This is a genomic window from Pseudomonas sp. BF-B-15, from assembly GCF_019946675.1.
Taxonomy (GTDB): Bacteria; Pseudomonadota; Gammaproteobacteria; order Pseudomonadales; family Pseudomonadaceae; genus Aquipseudomonas; species Aquipseudomonas migulae.
On the sequence record NZ_JAGYFZ010000010.1, the window covers coordinates 17160 to 32643 of the forward strand.

Annotated in this window: 14 protein-coding genes; 12 read left to right on the forward strand and 2 right to left on the reverse strand. The window is 59.8% G+C overall.

Annotation, left to right across the window (positions count from 1 at the left end; genetic code table 11):
• Positions 1–108: 108 nt before the first annotated feature.
• From KGA97_RS05230 to KGA97_RS05265, 8 genes are all read left to right on the forward strand, one after another.
• Positions 109–444, forward strand: coding sequence for a YceK/YidQ family lipoprotein (locus KGA97_RS05230; protein ID WP_192226902.1), 336 nt, complete (start codon positions 109–111; stop codon positions 442–444).
• Positions 445–618: 174 nt separating this feature from the next.
• Positions 619–2376 (forward strand): carbamoyltransferase, encoded by a 1758-nt coding sequence (locus tag KGA97_RS05235; RefSeq protein ID WP_008040362.1) that lies wholly within the window; start codon positions 619–621, stop codon positions 2374–2376.
• Complete coding sequence (locus tag KGA97_RS05240) at positions 2360–3490, forward strand: glycosyltransferase (protein WP_008040363.1); 1131 nt, start codon at positions 2360–2362, stop codon at positions 3488–3490. The genes KGA97_RS05235 and KGA97_RS05240 overlap by 17 nt, the downstream gene beginning before the upstream one ends.
• Positions 3490–4386: an antimicrobial resistance protein Mig-14 gene (locus tag KGA97_RS05245; RefSeq protein ID WP_192226904.1), complete on the forward strand. Its 897-nt coding sequence runs from the start codon at positions 3490–3492 to the stop codon at positions 4384–4386. The genes KGA97_RS05240 and KGA97_RS05245 overlap by 1 nt, the downstream gene beginning before the upstream one ends.
• An 8-nt stretch (positions 4387–4394) precedes the next feature.
• A complete protein-coding gene (locus tag KGA97_RS05250; protein WP_223480330.1) occupies positions 4395–5825 on the forward strand; it encodes a PIG-L deacetylase family protein in 1431 nt (476 codons plus the stop codon).
• The gene (locus KGA97_RS05255) at positions 5822–6778 is read left to right on the forward strand and encodes a glycosyltransferase (protein WP_223480331.1); all 957 of its coding nucleotides are present in this window, start codon (positions 5822–5824) and stop codon (positions 6776–6778) included. The genes KGA97_RS05250 and KGA97_RS05255 overlap by 4 nt, the downstream gene beginning before the upstream one ends.
• 38 nt (positions 6779–6816) lie before the next feature.
• Positions 6817–7584 carry a hypothetical protein gene (locus tag KGA97_RS05260; RefSeq protein WP_008040375.1) on the forward strand — a complete coding sequence of 256 codons (768 nt, stop codon included), beginning with the start codon at positions 6817–6819 and terminating at the stop codon, positions 7582–7584.
• A 4-nt stretch (positions 7585–7588) separates the two neighbouring features.
• Complete coding sequence (locus KGA97_RS05265) at positions 7589–8740, forward strand: O-antigen ligase family protein (protein WP_008040383.1); 1152 nt, start codon at positions 7589–7591, stop codon at positions 8738–8740.
• A gap of 42 nt (positions 8741–8782) precedes the next feature.
• Here KGA97_RS05265 and KGA97_RS05270 read toward each other — a convergent pair whose 3' ends face one another.
• Positions 8783–9424, reverse strand: coding sequence for a hypothetical protein (locus KGA97_RS05270; protein ID WP_008040384.1), 642 nt, complete (start codon positions 9422–9424; stop codon positions 8783–8785).
• Positions 9425–9539: 115 nt separating this feature from the next.
• On the opposite strand from KGA97_RS05270, the gene msbA reads away from it, so the two are divergent.
• The 4 genes from msbA to hldE all read left to right on the forward strand — a co-directional run bounded on the left by msbA (position 9540) and on the right by hldE (position 14354).
• Positions 9540–11339, forward strand: a complete 1800-nt coding sequence (gene msbA, locus KGA97_RS05275; protein WP_008040387.1) for a lipid A export permease/ATP-binding protein MsbA — start codon at positions 9540–9542, stop codon at positions 11337–11339.
• 185 nt (positions 11340–11524) lie between these two features.
• A complete protein-coding gene (locus tag KGA97_RS05280; RefSeq protein WP_008040389.1) occupies positions 11525–12229 on the forward strand; it encodes a sulfotransferase family 2 domain-containing protein in 705 nt (234 codons plus the stop codon).
• Positions 12222–12827, forward strand: a complete 606-nt coding sequence (gene cysC, locus KGA97_RS05285) for an adenylyl-sulfate kinase (protein ID WP_008040391.1) — start codon at positions 12222–12224, stop codon at positions 12825–12827. The genes KGA97_RS05280 and cysC overlap by 8 nt, the downstream gene beginning before the upstream one ends.
• Positions 12828–12929: 102 nt before the next feature.
• Positions 12930–14354, forward strand: coding sequence for a bifunctional D-glycero-beta-D-manno-heptose-7-phosphate kinase/D-glycero-beta-D-manno-heptose 1-phosphate adenylyltransferase HldE (gene hldE, locus KGA97_RS05290; RefSeq protein WP_008040393.1), 1425 nt, complete (start codon positions 12930–12932; stop codon positions 14352–14354).
• 137 nt (positions 14355–14491) lie between these two features.
• On the opposite strand, the gene KGA97_RS05295 is transcribed toward hldE, so the two are convergent.
• A complete protein-coding gene (locus tag KGA97_RS05295; RefSeq protein ID WP_008040396.1) occupies positions 14492–15460 on the reverse strand; it encodes a hypothetical protein in 969 nt (322 codons plus the stop codon).
• Between the last annotated feature and the right edge of the window lie 24 nt (positions 15461–15484).

Here is a 15484-nt window from a genome sequence, read left to right on the forward strand (position 1 = left end):
TCAGGCGGACAAGTTCTTATGAAATGTCCTACATGATCCCCAGACCCCATGAACTGTGCCCTGAATAGCCGCAATGCTAGTTTGCCTGACGTTCATGGAGGGCAAATCTTGACGATCAAAACGGCTGTTCTGCTCGGCACATTCTCACTGGCGCTATCTGGCTGCGGCACCGCCGTCACCGTCCTGCAAAATGACGAAGACGCGGCGCGTGACCTGCGCAAACAAAAAACCTACTGCCAGTCCATCCCGCGAATCTACAGCGGGATGGCCTACGATTTTTGTGTGCTGAATGCACCGCCGGACCCCACGGGTTTTCTTGTACCACTGGTTTTGCTGGACCTGGCGTTGTCCGGTGCACTGGACACCGTTGCCTTGCCGTACACGATTTACCGGCAGGGGGCCGATGGCAATCTCAGGATTTACTGGCGGCCGGGTCGCGGATGATCCTGGCCATGCGTCCTGGCCTTGGGTCATGTTTACGCCGCTGATAACCGTAGGGTCATTCCCGGCATGTTTACGCTATAATCCCGCCCTTTAGCTGTCTCTCGCCCCTTGCGAGGGCACATTAATTTTTGAGGCGCGTTGCGCCTGCATGCAGACTAAAGAGGCTAGACCCCTGTGGCATTGACGATTCTTGGCCTGTCCGGCGCCCTTAGCCATGATCCTTCCGCAGCCTTGTACATCGACGGCAAGCTGGTCGCGGCGGCTGAAGAAGAGCGCTTTGTGCGCGATAAACATGCAAAGAACCGCATGCCATACGAATCGGCGAAGTTCTGCCTCGAGCAGGCGGGCATCAAGCCGTCCGACGTTGACGTGGTTGCGATTCCGTTCGCACCGATCAGCCTGTTCGGCAAGGCGCGCTGGCACTACGCCAAGCGTTACTGGTACGCCCCGGACCGCGCCCTCGACGCGATCCTGATGGGCAACCGTCGCTACAAGCGCTATCGCAACAAGATCGTCTGGTGCCTGGAGCAACTGGGCTTCGACCCGAAGAAAATCAAGATCGAGCCCGTCGAGCATCACCTGGCTCACGCTTCCAGCGCTTACCACTGCTCCGGTTTCAAAGAGAAAACCGCGATCCTCGGCATCGACGGCAAGGGTGAGTACGCCACGACCTTCTTCGGTTACGGCGAAAACGGCAAGATCCACAAGATCAAGGAATTCTTCGATCCGGATTCCCTCGGCGGCCTGTACGGTGCGATCACCGAGTTCCTCGGTTTCGAGATGCTCGACGGCGAGTTCAAGGTCATGGGCATGGCGCCGTACGGCGACGCCAGCAAGTACGACTTCTCGCGTCTGGCCTCGTTCGAGAACGGCGAGCTGGTGATCAACACCGACTACGCCAACGTCATCGGCCTGCGCCGTTATAAAGAGAAGGGCAAGGGTTTCTACTTCTCGCCGAAGCTGATCGAGTGGCTGGGTCCCAAGCGCGAAGGCGACATCGCCGACGAGCCGTACATCCACTACGCCGCGAGCATGCAAGCGCTGTTCGAGAAACTGGCGTTGCAGATGATCGACCACTACCTGGGCGACGTGCTCAAGGAAACCGGCAAGCTGGCCTTCGCCGGCGGCTGTGCGTTGAACGTCAAGCTCAACCAGAAAATCATCGCCCGTGACGACGTCAAAGAGCTGTTCGTACAGCCTGCATCCGGCGATGCCGGCACCGCGGTCGGCGCGGCGGCTTACGTGTCTCACGCCCGTGGTGTGCCGGTCGAGAAGATGGAACACGTCTACCTCGGCCCGTCGTACAGCAACGAAGACGTGCTGGCAGCATGCGCCCGTCACCCGAGCAAGCCGGTATGGCGCAAGCTCGATAACATGCCGGAAAACATTGCCAAAATCATGGTCGATGGCAACCCGGTTGCGTGGTTCCAGGGTCGCATGGAGTTCGGTCCGCGTGCCTTGGGCGGTCGTTCGATCATCGGTTGCCCGAGTGCGACCGGCGTGGCTGACCGCATCAACCACCAGATCAAGTTCCGCGAGCGCTGGAGGCCTTTCTGCCCGTCGATGCTCGACACCGTCGCACCGCAGATGATCAAGATCGATCACCCGGCGCCGTTCATGACCTTCACCTTCGAAGTGGCTGAAGAGTGGAAAACCCGCGTGCCGGAAGTCGTTCACGAAGACGGCACGTCCCGGGCCCAGGTGCTCAAGCGCGAATACAACCCGCGCTACTACGACATGATGAAGGCGCTGGAAGTGCTGACCGGCAACGGCGTGTCGCTGAACACTTCGCTCAACCGTCGTGGCGAGCCGATGATCTGCTCGCCAACGGATGCCCTGAACATGTTCTTCGGCTCCGACCTGCAGTATCTGATCATGGAAGACATCCTGGTGGTCAAAGAGGGCGCGGACGCATATGACACGCTCGGCTGAACGCCATGTGCTGCAGTTCTGTCACGGCTATGACGGGCCGTTTCTGGACTGCGCCCGGCAGTACGCCAGCCTGTTCGCGGGGACCGGATATCGAGTGACCACGGTGTTTCTGACCGGGGTTGCAGACAGCGAGGTTGCCGCGGGCTGTGCTTCCGATGAAGTGTTGTTCATGGAATACAGCTCCAAGGCCATTCGTGGCCTGAAGCTGGGTGCCATCGGCGATCTGCGCAAGATCGCCGCTTCGCGCAACTTCAGCTTCTGCATCGCTCATCGTTTCAAGCCGATCTACATCGCCTTGCTGGGCACTTCGTTGCCGGTCATCGGTGTGCATCATGCGTTTGATGACTACAAGCGCGGCACTCGCAAGCTCTTCGCCCATATTTTCCGCAAGCGCCTGAGCCTGCTCGGGGTTTCCGACGCGGTGCGCGATGACATGCGCGGTTGCTTGCCGAAATGGCCGGCCGGGCGGATTCAGACGCTCTATAACCGCATCGATGTGCAAACCTTGCAAGACAGCCAGGTGTCCGTTCGTGAAGCCCGGGAAACCCTGGGGTTGTCGATGGATGCCTGGGTTGTCGGCAACGTCGGGCGGCTGCATCCGGACAAGGATCAGGCCACGTTGCTGGAAGGTTTTGCGACGGCTCTGCCGGGTTTGCCGGCTAACAGCCAACTGGTCATTTTGGGTACCGGTCGGCTGGAGCAGGACCTCAAGGCCCAAGCCCGCGAGTTGGGCATTGGCGATCGCGTACTGTTCCTTGGGCAGGTGCCCGAGGCTCGGCGTTATTTCCGTGCCTTCGATGTGTTTGCCCTGAGTTCCGATCACGAGCCGTTCGGCATGGTGTTGCTGGAGGCCATGGCTGCCGGCGTGCCGTTGCTCGCCACGGCGTGTGGCGGCGCGAAGGAAGTGGTGGAAGGCGTTGGCATTCTGTTCCCGTTGGGCGATGCCGGGCACCTGGCTCAAGGGCTGCACCATCTGGCCGCAATGGATGAGCAACAACGTCGCCAGTGCGCCGAGCTGATGCTCGACCGCCTGCGTGAGCGCTTCTCCGACCGTGCCGTACGCGATGCTTTCTGGCGTTTGCCACACGTTACCGAACTGGCGCCGAGGGGCTGATGCTCAACCGACTACAAGGCTGGCGCGAGCGTGGCTGGGCGGTGGTCGATGCCTCGACATACGCCGAGGCCTGGCACCGTTATGGCGGCAGCGTCGCGACGCATCCGATGGTCGTCGAACGACTGGCTCATTTGGCCGGCATTCCCGTGCGCTATCTGGCCTGGGCGCAAAACGGTGACGTCCAGGCGGCCATCCCGACCTGGGGCCGCGACCTTGCCTTGTCCAAGGACGTGCTCAAGCGCAACGGTAAAAAAGGCCTGTTCGACCTCGGCAATGCCGAGCTCATCCTGCCGGCCGCTGCTGATACGCAAGCGCCCCTGCGCCATCGCGCCCGTTATCTGTCAGCACTGAATGAAGGCCGCTTCGCAGGCATCAGGTTGCAGGCTGAACAATTGGCCATGGCCCGCACTCCGGAAGAGCTGTCGAAGAAGTTTCGCTACAACCAGCGCCGCGAATTGCGCTTGCTGGAGGAGGCGGGCGGCGTGGTGCGGCCGGTCAGCGAGTTTTCCAGCCGAGAACTGGCCGCGATTTATTGCGACCTGTTTCAGCGTCGCTGGGGCTTTGCGGCCACCGGTGCCGAGCGCATGGGCGAAGTGATCGAGTTGTTGCGTGATTTGTTGATTGGCTCGGTGATTTTCCTCAACGACGCGCCAATCGCGATTCAACTGGTTTACCGCGTCGAAGCGCCGCAATGGATCAGTGTCGAGTACATCAATGGTGGCGTGGACCCGCAAACCCGTGAATTCAGCCCTGGCAGCGTGCTGAGCTTTCTCAATACGCAAAGTGCCTGGGAGCATGCGCGAGCGCTGGACAAGCCCCTGCGCTTCTCCTTCGGTCGCGCCGATCGTGAATACAAGGATCGCTGGTGCAATCCTGTGCCAGTCTTCACCGTATGAGCCAATCCATGAGCCGTAAACAGCAATTGCTCAAGCGCCATCGGCGCCAGAAACGCATCGGCCTGCTGGTCGCGCTGGTGCTGTTGATTGCCATCGGCGTGCTGGTGGCCTGGTGGTTGCCGCTGATTCTGGCGGTCCTGGGCTGGATCGCTCACGAAGCATGGTTTGCCGACCATTTGTTTTATTCGCCCAAAGACGATTACGAGTACAGCTTTCCGCCCTATACCCAACAACCCAAGGTTCACCTGGACGGTGAGCATTTGCGGCTGGATGACGGCGTCATGCTGGTGGACGACGCGACCCTGGTGCTGGCGTTACGGATCAAAAGCACCTGGCTGGGGCGCTTTCTCGACCCGATAGTGGAGTTGTCGGGTGGCGACAGTCCGGACCGGCAAGTCTTTGAGCGCGGTGTGAACGGTCTGCGTTACCTCAACCTCAGCGGCCAGGCGCAGGTTCTGTCCAAAGGCGAGCTGCGTCTGCGCGGGCGTTTCTGCCGATTGCTCGGCGAACCGGTACTTTGGGCGTTTGAACATCCGGACTACAGCAATCGGCGGGTGATGGTGATCGCGCCCCATGCCGACGATGCCGAATTGGCCGCGTTCGGCTTGTACAGCAGTGCCAGCGAAAGCTGGATCGTGACGTTGACTGCCGGTGAAATCGAGGCCGAACACTATCAGCAGATGGGGCTCAAAGGCGTCGAAGCATCCCGGTTGAAAGGATCGCTTCGCGCCTGGGACAGTATCAGCGTGCCATTGTGGGGCGGCGTACCCCAGGAGCGCTGTGTCCAGCTGGGCTACTTCTGTCTGCAGTTGCCAGCCATGCAAAACGCGCCGGCCGAGGCCGTGTTGTCCCGCGAGGCGCAACTGGACGATACCCGCTATTTTCGCCGATTCAATCCGTTCGCCCTGGGCAGTGATGTGGATGGCGTGCCGTCCTGGAACAACCTGCTGGCCGACCTGAAAGAGCTGATCGAGCGCATTCAGCCCCAGGTCATTGTCTTGCCGCATCCGCGCTTTGACCCGCACCCGGACCACCTGTGTTCGCAACAAGCAGTGATGCAGGCGCTGGGCGGTACAGCCTGGCAGCCCGAGACTTTGTTGCATTACGCCAATCACCTGCACGATAACGATCGCTGGCCAATGGGCGATGCCGGTGCGGGTGTGGCGATGCCTCCGCAGATCAGTGCCGAAGAGCCATTGCGCCCCTGGTCGCTTTGCCTGTCGACCGAAAAACAGTGGCACAAGGCCATGTCGTTGGGCATGATGCACGACCTTCAGCCGCGACTTCCCCTCAAGCGTTTACTCCGCCGGGCGATACAACGTTGCCTGGCTGCCAGGCAATGGCCGGCTTTCGGCGAAAACGAGTTCTTCCGTAAAGCGGTGCGACGCCATGAATTATTCTGGGTCCATGAGCTGTCGGGAAAGAGAGAGACCAATTGAAAGTTCTGTTTCTGGTGCAGAAAGAGCAGCGAGCGATCCTCGACCGGCTGTATGACGGTATCGCTGAGCAGTGCGAGTGTGACAAGCGCGAATTGACCAGTGAGGAACAGGACGACTTGCGTGGCTACTTTCGCAAGCACGTAGATGTCTCTCGCTATGACCGGATCGTGTTCTTCCTGCGCTTCAAAAAAGAAATCAGACAGGTGAGGTTCATACAGACCCTGCCCAATCTGGTTATTCTGGAACACGATGCGTACCAGAATTACATTCCGTGCAAGTACACCGGAAAGTTCAGCGCCCATTACCGCAAGTTGCCCTGGGCGCGGGTGATCAGCTCGGGTTACATGGTCAGCCAGCGCCTGTGCGAAGAAGGCTTTGACGCGCATTTCGTGCCCAAGGGCTACGATCAGGCGCTGTTGCAGAACCGTCAGCGTGAACGTGACATCGAGCTGGGTTTCGTCGGCAGCCTGAACAGTGTTGCCTATGCCGGACGCAGGGCGATGCTCGAGTCCGTGGCCGAAGTCGAAAACCTGCTGATCACGCGCACCAAGTCGGGTGAGGAATACTGCGAGACGTTGAGCCGGATCCGTTATTTCGTGAGTGCCGATGTCGGCATGGGCGAATACATGATCAAGAATTTCGAGGCTATGGCCTGTGGTTGTGTGTTGTTTGCTTACGATCAGGGCGAAGAAGAGAATCGCGCACTGGGCTTTGTCGATATGCACAACATTGTGCTTTATCGAACGCGCGATGAATTGAGGGAAAAACTCGCGGTGTTGCGTGAGTCCCCGCAACTGACCGAGTCCATTTCATTGGCCGGGCAGGCTCTGGTAGAGCAGCGTTACACCTTCCGCGCCGTTGGGCATGCGATTGTCGACGCCCTGCGCGCGCCGCTACGCGAGCACGTTCCGCTGGGCTGGAAAGAAAAAATACGCTTAACGCTCGGGCTGTGAAGCCGGCGGTCAAACCACTAATGGAGCGGTGTAAATAAATGCTGTTCAGCGAGACTAGCGACATTTCGGTCGTCATCACCAGTTGCGGTCGCTTCGATCTGTTGAAGCGAACCCTGGAGACGTTTGACCGGTTCAATACGGCTCCCATCCGCAAGGTATTCATTACCGAGGACTCCGGCGACAGCGCCGTCGAGGCCTGCATTCCGGAGCACTGGCGGGCGCATACCCGGTTCTTCATCAACAATCCGCGACTGGGGCAGCTACGATCCATCGATGCGGCCTATGCCGAGGTGCAGACCTCGTGGATTTTCCACTGCGAAGATGACTGGGACTTCTACCGCGAAGGCTTTATCGAAGAGTCCCAATGCTTGCTGGAAGAAGATCCGCAAGCCTTGCAGGTGTGGCTGCGCAGCTTCAATCATGACCTCAAGGTTCACAGTCCTTATGTGTTTTTGAACGAGCGCAAAGTCAGCCACGGCATTCCTTTCTATGTGCTGGGCTCGCACAAGGCCGACTGGCAGGGCTTCTCCCTGAACCCGGGCTTGCGACGCCGTGCCGATTACCTGATTCATGCACCGTACTCCGCTTTTTCCGGAGAGAAAGACCTGTCGCGCCTGTATGCCGGCGAAAACCGCTATGCGCTGATTCTGGAGAACGACGCGGTACTGCACACCGGTTTCGGTGAGCACGTGGTGGTTCCACAGGAGCGGCAAAACAAGTTAAGGCGTAAACGTCTCGATCGAATCAAGCTGGTCGTGGCCCTGATTCTTGGTGTGGCAATAGGTTGGGTAGTCAATGGAATTTAGCGGCATGAAGCCAGGAAAAATCACCATCACGTCGTACTTCGGGGCAGCACTTTGCTTGTTCCTGTTGAGTTTTGTGGTGGGCTGGTCTTCGAAGTGGACCAACAACCTGTATTACGGCCTGATGGTTTTGCCTGGGCTGGTCTTTCTGGTCAAGGAGCGCGGGGCAGGCCTGTTCAAGCTCCCGTTGGCGCTGGGGTGGCTGGCTTTCCTGTTGTGGTTTCTGGTTCCGGCGACGATTGCCGGACATGCGCAGTTCTTCAAGCACATTTTCTATGTGCTGATGTTCGTGATGGTCGTGGGCGCCCTCACCAATCCACAGTTTTTCCGCAGCTCGGCCTTCGTTCGTGCGCAGTTCTGGGTCCTGACGTTGTACGTGTTCAGTTCGGCGATCTACGCCTGGGTGACCGGTGAGTATGCCGTCGGCATCCGTGTCGGACTGCTTCCAGGGCGTCTGGAAAATGTCATCTATGCCAGTATCTGGCTGTTCTGCGCATTGGGGCTGGCGCTGCCGATGTGGGTCAAGGAGCGGAGGCTGATCGAAGGTGGCCTGGCTGTCTTCCTGGCGGTGTTCGCCGTGGTCTTTGTCATGCAGACACGCACCGCGTTGGTGGGCGGAGCCTTCCTGCTGGGCGCCTGGCTGCTTTACGCGCTTTACAAGAAGCCGCGGCTGGTGGGCAGTGCGATGGCGGTTGGCCTGGTGATTCTCGGTCTGTTGTTCTGGATGGTGCACAACGAGCTTTGGTTCCTGTCCCTGTGGAACCGGGGTGATTCGTACCGCATCGAAATCTTCCACATCATGATCGGCGAGTGGCGCAACTGCGGTTGGGCGCTGGGCTGCGGCATCGGTTTCCATACTGAACAGTTGCTCGATGGCACGATGCCGATCCAGCATCCGCACAATATCTTCGTGGCCATGGGGCTTTACGGCGGTGCGGTGGCGTTGCTGCTGTTTGTCGGGTTGATGGTGGCTTCGCTGTGGCAAGCCTGGCGTCTGCGCGATGCGTGGGGTGTTTACCTGGCGTGTGCGTTGGTGATGCTGAACTTCGATGGAAGTTTGCTGATCGGCAACCCGGACGAGTTGTGGCCACTGGTGTTGCTGCCTTCGGCGATGATTCTCTCGCGTGTATTGAAAGCGCGACGCCAGGCACTGGCGTAATGCCTGACCTTCGCCTCCTCCCCGGAGGCGAAGGTGTCCAGATCATTTTTGCAGGGCGATGCTCAATTCTTCCGCAGAGCAAACGCTCTGGGTCTGGCCATAATTCTGCATGAACACCTCACCGCGATCGTCGAGCAACCACTGGCGATCCTGCGGGTAACGCACCATATGCTTGAAGTTGCGCAGCCGCAGGGTCTTGCGCAGCGGACGGCGATAGACCCGCATATCGGCAATGTCGATCAAACCCAATTGATGCTCGGGCGTCAGCACGATGTTGCCCAGGTGCGCCGAGCGGAAATAGATCCCTCGCTCATGCAGGGTCGCCATGAACGCCCCCAACTGGCCGCGCAGCGGATCAGCGTCGCCTTCGTCGTCCAGCAACTGGCGCAGGGTCTGACCCGGTAACGGATCGTAGTGCACGGCATCGCGCTCGATACTCGCGATGCGGTAGACCTGACGAATCGACGGGCAGGGAATGTGCCGTTCACGCAATGCATCACAATTGTCGGCAAAACGTTTGGCGTACGGATACCAGGCGGCCGACGTCAACAGACGCTTGCGGCGGAACAGCTTGAGGATCGAGCCGTCCGTCAACCGCAGCACCTTGTCTCCCGAACCATCCGCTTCAAGGACTTGTGCACCCTCGCGCAGGGCGAGGTATCGGGTGTGGTCAAGCGCTTGCATCAATACTCCGGGGTCGACGCCGTGAGGCATGGATAGCCGGCCATATTACCGCAGCTCAGCGACTAAAATGGCCTGTGTTACACTCGCGGGCTCTTTTCTCATACAACGGGTTCTCATGACTAGCCCTGATTCGCCTGCGCCGTCGAGCTTGAAGATTTACCTGCGCCTGCTGTCGTATGTGCGCCCGTACTGGGGCCTGTTTGCCATCAGTATCATTGGCTTCGTGATTTTTGCCTCGACACAGCCGATGCTGGCCGGGATTCTCAAATACTTCGTCGACGGCTTGAGCAACCCGGAAGCGGTGCTGTTCCCGAATGTTCCCTACCTAAAAGACTTGCAGTTGCTGATGGCCGTGCCGCTGCTGATCATCCTGATCGCGGCATGGCAAGGCCTGGGGTCGTTCCTGGGCAACTATTACCTGGCCAAGGTCTCCCTCGGTCTGGTCCATGACCTGCGCGTCGAGCTGTTCAACAAATTGCTGGTTTTGCCCAACCGCTATTTCGACACCCATAACTCCGGGCACCTGATTTCGCGTATCACCTTTAACGTGACCATGGTCACCGGTGCTGCCACGGATGCCATCAAAGTGGTCATTCGCGAAGGCCTGACCGTGGTGTTCCTGTTTGCCTACCTGTTGTGGATGAACTGGCAACTGACCCTGGTGATGCTGGCGATCCTGCCGATCATCGCGATCATGGTCAGCAGCGCCAGCAAGAAATTCCGCAAGCAAAGCAAGAAGATCCAGGTGGCGATGGGCGACGTGACACACGTGGCGTCCGAAACCATTCAGGGCTATCGCGTGGTGCGCAGCTTCGGCGGTGAAAGCTATGAAGAGCGGCGCTTTGCCGAAGCCAGTCAGGGCAACACCGACAAGCAATTGCGCATGACCAAGACCGGCGCGGTCTACACGCCGATGCTGCAGTTGGTGATCTACACCGCCATGGCAGTGCTGATGTTCCTCGTGTTGTTCCTGCGCGGCGATGCCACCGCAGGTGACCTGGTGGCTTACATCACCGCCGCCGGCCTGTTGCCGAAACCGATTCGCCAGTTGTCGGAAGTCAGTTCGACCATCCAGAAAGGCGTCGCCGGTGCCGAAAGCATTTTCGAGCAACTGGACGTCGAGCCTGAGATCGACACCGGCACTGTCGAGCGCGATCGCGTCAGCGGTCACCTTGAAGTGCGTAACCTGAGCTTCACTTACCCAGGTACCGACCGTGAAGTGCTGAAGAACATCAGCTTCACCGCGGCGCCGGGGCAAATGATCGCGCTGGTGGGGCGTTCCGGCAGCGGCAAGTCGACCCTGGCCAGTCTGATTCCGCGTTTCTATCACCATGAAACCGGCGAAATCCTGCTCGATGACGTAGAAATCGAAGATTACCGTCTGCGTAATCTGCGTCGGCATGTGGCGCAAGTGACGCAGCATGTGACACTGTTCAACGACTCCATCGCCAACAACATTGCCTACGGCGACCTTGCCGGCGCACCGCGTGAAGACATCGAAAAGGCCGCCGCGGACGCTTATGCGATGGACTTCATCTCGCAAATGCCGCAAGGCCTGGACACTCAGGTCGGCGAAAACGGCGTGTTGCTGTCCGGTGGTCAGCGTCAGCGTCTGGCGATTGCCCGGGCCTTGTTGAAGAACGCACCGTTGCTGATTCTCGACGAGGCGACCTCGGCGCTCGATACTGAATCCGAGCGGCACATTCAGGCGGCACTGGATCAGGTCATGAAAGGTCGCACCACGCTGGTGATCGCTCACCGCTTGTCGACCATCGAGAAGGCCGATCTGATCCTGGTCATGGACCATGGGGAAATTGTCGAGCGCGGCACCCACGCCCAGCTTCTGGCGCAAAACGGCTACTACTCGCGCCTGCATGCGATGGGGCTCGATGCACCGGCAGAAAACATCGCCTGACCCGACGCGAGGGTGAGCCTGGCTCACCCTCGCGCTCATCGACGTGCAATGCGTCCGGTGAATTGTATCCAGACCTTTACCTTTCTTGACCAAACCTGAATAAATCTCGGCAACGCGCTTGTTAAGGTTCCTGAACGAACTTTGACTTCAATCGAGGGGGCCATCCCCTTCGCGCGGGTGCTGCAATGTTGCAACGTTATCTCTGGAAGCTGTTGCCCAAGGCGCAACGGCAATTCTTGCTGGGGCGTCTGTCGGTCGTGGACCGTCAGGTGGTCAATCGGTCGATGTCGGCCAACCTGTGCTATCCCCAGCCTTTCACACAGCGTTCCTGCCTGTTCATTCACGTCCCCAAATGCGCCGGGAGCAGCGTCTGTGCGGCGTTGTTCGATGGCTGGAGCCCGGGGCACTTGCCCTTGTACTGGTACGAACAGCAATTTCCCGAGCAGTTTGCCGACAGTTTCAAGTTTGCTTTTGTTCGCGATCCGCTGGAAAGGGCGTACTCAGCCTACGCTTTTCTGCGGGGCAACGAGCTGAGCCTGCGCGACCGGCCCGCGCAAAAACTGGTCAGCCACTACCGCGACTTCGACGATTTTGTCGCACGTTGGCTGCACCCGGAAACGATCCAGCGGCAGCTGCATTTCGCTGCGCAAACGGATTTTCTCACCGATTCCTTCGGGCATCTGGCGCTGGATTTCATTGGCTATCAGGAGCATCTGGAGCGCGACTTTCAGCGCGTGTGCGAGCAGGTGGGCGACGCGGTGCCGCTGCCGCACATCAACAGCTCGCAGCAGCGGCGCACGGCGCCTGCCCGTGACTTCTGCTCGGTACGCACCCGCCGGTTGGTACGGCGTGTGTACCAGCGCGATTACGAGATGCTCGGTTATGAATGAGGCGCTGTCGATGTCAGTCCCCGGGATCAGGCCTTATGCGTTGTCGCTGTCGATCAACGACCGTGCCGCAATCAAATCGCAGCGGCCGCGCTGCCTCTGGCTGACGGGGTTGTCCGGTGCGGGCAAGTCAACGCTGGCCAATGCTCTGGAGCTGCAACTCAACGAGCTCGGGCGGCATACCTTTGTGCTCGATGGTGACAATCTGCGCGCCGGTCTGTGCCGTGACCTGGGGATGGGGGCTGAATGTCGTCGGGAAAATATCCGGCGCATGGCCGAGGTGGCGAGGCTGATGGTCGATGCCGGCCTGATCGTGATTGTTGCGGCGATTTCGCCGTTTCGGGCCGAGCGTGATGCGGCGCGACGGCTGTTCGCCGAGGGCGATTTTATCGAGGTGTATGTGAGCACCTCGTTCGCGGTATGCGCGCAGCGCGACCCAAAAGGCTTGTACCGGGCGGCCCGGCAAGGACGGATCAAGGATTTCACGGGGATCGACAGCCCCTACGAGGCACCGTTGTGCGCCGAGTGTGAAATCGACACGCAAACGCTGGAGATGGCAGACGCTTGCCGGCGGTTATCGGGTTTATTGCTCAATAAATGAGCAATAAACCCTGCAAAATCATCCCGTTGCAGCCGCCACACAAGCCCACGCCAACCCTGTGTTAATATCCCGCCCCTGTTCATTCTGTATGTGGGTTGCTCCATGAAGTTGTCCATGCCGCGATTCGATCAAGCCCCTGTCTTGGTGGTCGGCGATGTCATGCTCGACCGTTACTGGCATGGTGGTACCTCACGGATTTCCCCTGAGGCGCCGGTACCCGTCGTCAAAGTCGAGCAAATCGAGGACCGCCCGGGCGGTGCCGCGAACGTTGCCCTGAACATTGCCGCCCTCGGCGCGCCAGCCTCGCTGGTCGGCGTGACCGGCGACGATGAAGCCGCCGACAGCCTGGCCAACAGCCTCAAGGGCGCTGGCGTACGGGCGTTGTTCCAGCGCATCGCGCACCAGCCGACCATCGTCAAGCTGCGGGTCATGAGCCGTCACCAGCAACTGCTGCGTATCGACTTTGAAGAACCCTTCGCCACCGACGCGTTGGCGCTCAGCGAGCAAGTCGATGAACTGCTCGAAGGCATCAAGGTGCTGGTGCTGTCCGACTACGGCAAAGGCGCGTTGAGAAATCATCAAGTGCTGATCCAGGCCGCCCGTGCCCGTGGCATTCCGGTGCTGGCCGATCCCAAGGGCAAGGATTTCTCGATCTACCGGGGTGCGAGCCTGATCACTCCGAACCTCAGCGAATTCGAGACCATCGTCGGCGGTTGCGCCGATGAGCATGAACTCGTGAGCAAGGGCGCGCAGCTGATGCACGACCTCGACCTCGGCGCGTTGCTGGTGACCCGTGGCGAACACGGCATGACCCTGTTGCGCCCGGATCATCCGGCGTTGCACCTGCCGGCTCGGGCACGTGAAGTGTTCGACGTGACCGGTGCCGGCGATACCGTGATTTCCACCCTGGCGGCGGCGATTGCCGCGGGCGAGGAATTGCCTCACGCCGTGGCCCTGGCCAACCTGGCGGCAGGCATCGTTGTCGGCAAGCTCGGTACGGCTGCCATCAGCGCCCCGGAACTGCGTCGCGCCATCCAGCGTGAAGAAGGTTCCGAGCGCGGTGTGCTGGGTCTTGAGCAGTTGTTGCTGGCGGTCGATGATGCGCGTGCGCATAAAGAGAAGATCGTCTTCACCAATGGCTGCTTCGACATCCTGCACGCCGGCCACGTGACGTACCTCGAACAGGCGCGCGCTCAAGGCGATCGTCTGATCGTTGCGGTCAACGACGATGCTTCGGTCAGCCGCCTGAAAGGGCCGGGTCGTCCGATCAACAGCGTCGACCGTCGCATGGCGGTACTGGCAGGTCTGGGTGCGGTGGATTGGGTGATCAGCTTCCCTGAAGGCACCCCGGAAAACCTGCTGCGCGAGGTCAAGCCGGACGTGCTGGTCAAGGGCGGGGACTACGGGATCGACCAGGTCGTCGGTGCGGACATCGTGACGGCGTATGGCGGAACGGTAAAAGTGCTGGGGCTGGTGGAAAACAGCTCGACTACCGCAATAGTCGAGAAAATCCGCAAGTCCGAGTGATACCAAACTTTTGTAGGAGCTGGCTTGCCAGCGATGGGCTCAAGGGCGCCGCGTTTACTCAGTAGACACGCGTCATCGTTAACGACCATCGCTGGCAAGCCAGCTCCTACAGGGTTAGGTGTACGCATGCTGGGTTTTTAGGAACTGACCTTCTTGCGCGGCACGATCTTTTTCAGCAATTGCTTCGCCTTCCCGCGCAACCGCGCCAAACCGGAATCTTTCCCCGGCGGGTTCAAGCCTTGCTGGCGCACCCAATCCTTCCAGCGAATCCGCTCATCGCGCACCAGCCAGCCTTGCTGCTGGGCAAAGCTCTCTGCCAGATACAAGCCGCGTGTGCTCGCCGGGTAAAGGTGATCCTTTTTCAGGGTATACAACTCGGCCATCGGCTGGCCGTCCTGCAACGGCATCAGGTACAAGTCGGGACGCTTGCGGTCGAGGCGGGCCACCAGTTGATCGCCCTCCAGTCGTTCGTCGACATGAAACAGGCTCAGGGATTTGGCTTCCTTGGGCACGTCCAGGCGCAAGTCATAGATCAGTTGCAGCGACGCAGTCGGCAGGTGCACGTAGGCGCGCGGTCGTTCGATCAACTGCAGGTTGGCGCAGCGCACCGGCCGCGCCGAGCCGGATAGCGGCGTCAACCGAAACGGCAACGCCTCGCGATAGTGCAGCGCGGCGGAGTAGGGCGCCGGCAGCCAGGTGTCGTTGAAACGCCCGCCGAGCCAGCCTTCCGGCGTTTCCAGCAGGCACTCTTCGGCAATCTCCTGGATGGCGGTGTGCAGCGGCAGGTTCAGTTCGTGGGCCGGCACGTAACCGGAGATCAGCTTGAGCACCACATCGCCACGGTCTTGCCGACGCTGACGTACCAACACCCAGTAATCGCGATTCTGCCAATGCAGGGTCAGGCGCACCGAAACCCCGAGATTGGCCAACTCCACGGCGAACCGTTCGCTGTCAGCCACCGTCACCGGGCGGCGACGTTGCAACGTCTGGGAAAAATTCAGCGGCATCCCGACGCTTTGATAACTCAGGCCTTCGGGAGTCGCTTCGACGAATAACGGCAGGGTCTTGAAGTTGCTCGGGTTCTTTCTAATGAGCGTACGCGGCATGTCGGCTCCTGCTTAAGGCCGCGT

Bases quoted from the DNA above. Each gene is read 5' to 3' on its own strand.
- KGA97_RS05260 (WP_008040375.1), top strand. From the start codon at position 6,817: ATGCTGTTCAGCGAGACTAGCGACATTTCGGTCGTCATCACCAGTTGC.
- KGA97_RS05250 (WP_223480330.1), top strand. From the start codon at position 4,395: ATGAGCCGTAAACAGCAATTGCTCAAGCGCCATCGGCGCCAGAAACGC.
- cysC (WP_008040391.1), top strand. From the start codon at position 12,222: ATGAATGAGGCGCTGTCGATGTCAGTCCCCGGGATCAGGCCTTATGCG.
- KGA97_RS05295 (WP_008040396.1), bottom strand. From the start codon at position 15,460: ATGCCGCGTACGCTCATTAGAAAGAACCCGAGCAACTTCAAGACCCTG.
- KGA97_RS05280 (WP_008040389.1), top strand. From the start codon at position 11,525: ATGTTGCAACGTTATCTCTGGAAGCTGTTGCCCAAGGCGCAACGGCAA.
- KGA97_RS05270 (WP_008040384.1), bottom strand. From the start codon at position 9,424: ATGCAAGCGCTTGACCACACCCGATACCTCGCCCTGCGCGAGGGTGCA.
- hldE (WP_008040393.1), top strand. From the start codon at position 12,930: ATGAAGTTGTCCATGCCGCGATTCGATCAAGCCCCTGTCTTGGTGGTC.
- KGA97_RS05245 (WP_192226904.1), top strand. From the start codon at position 3,490: ATGCTCAACCGACTACAAGGCTGGCGCGAGCGTGGCTGGGCGGTGGTC.
- KGA97_RS05265 (WP_008040383.1), top strand. From the start codon at position 7,589: ATGAAGCCAGGAAAAATCACCATCACGTCGTACTTCGGGGCAGCACTT.
- KGA97_RS05240 (WP_008040363.1), top strand. From the start codon at position 2,360: ATGACACGCTCGGCTGAACGCCATGTGCTGCAGTTCTGTCACGGCTAT.
- msbA (WP_008040387.1), top strand. From the start codon at position 9,540: ATGACTAGCCCTGATTCGCCTGCGCCGTCGAGCTTGAAGATTTACCTG.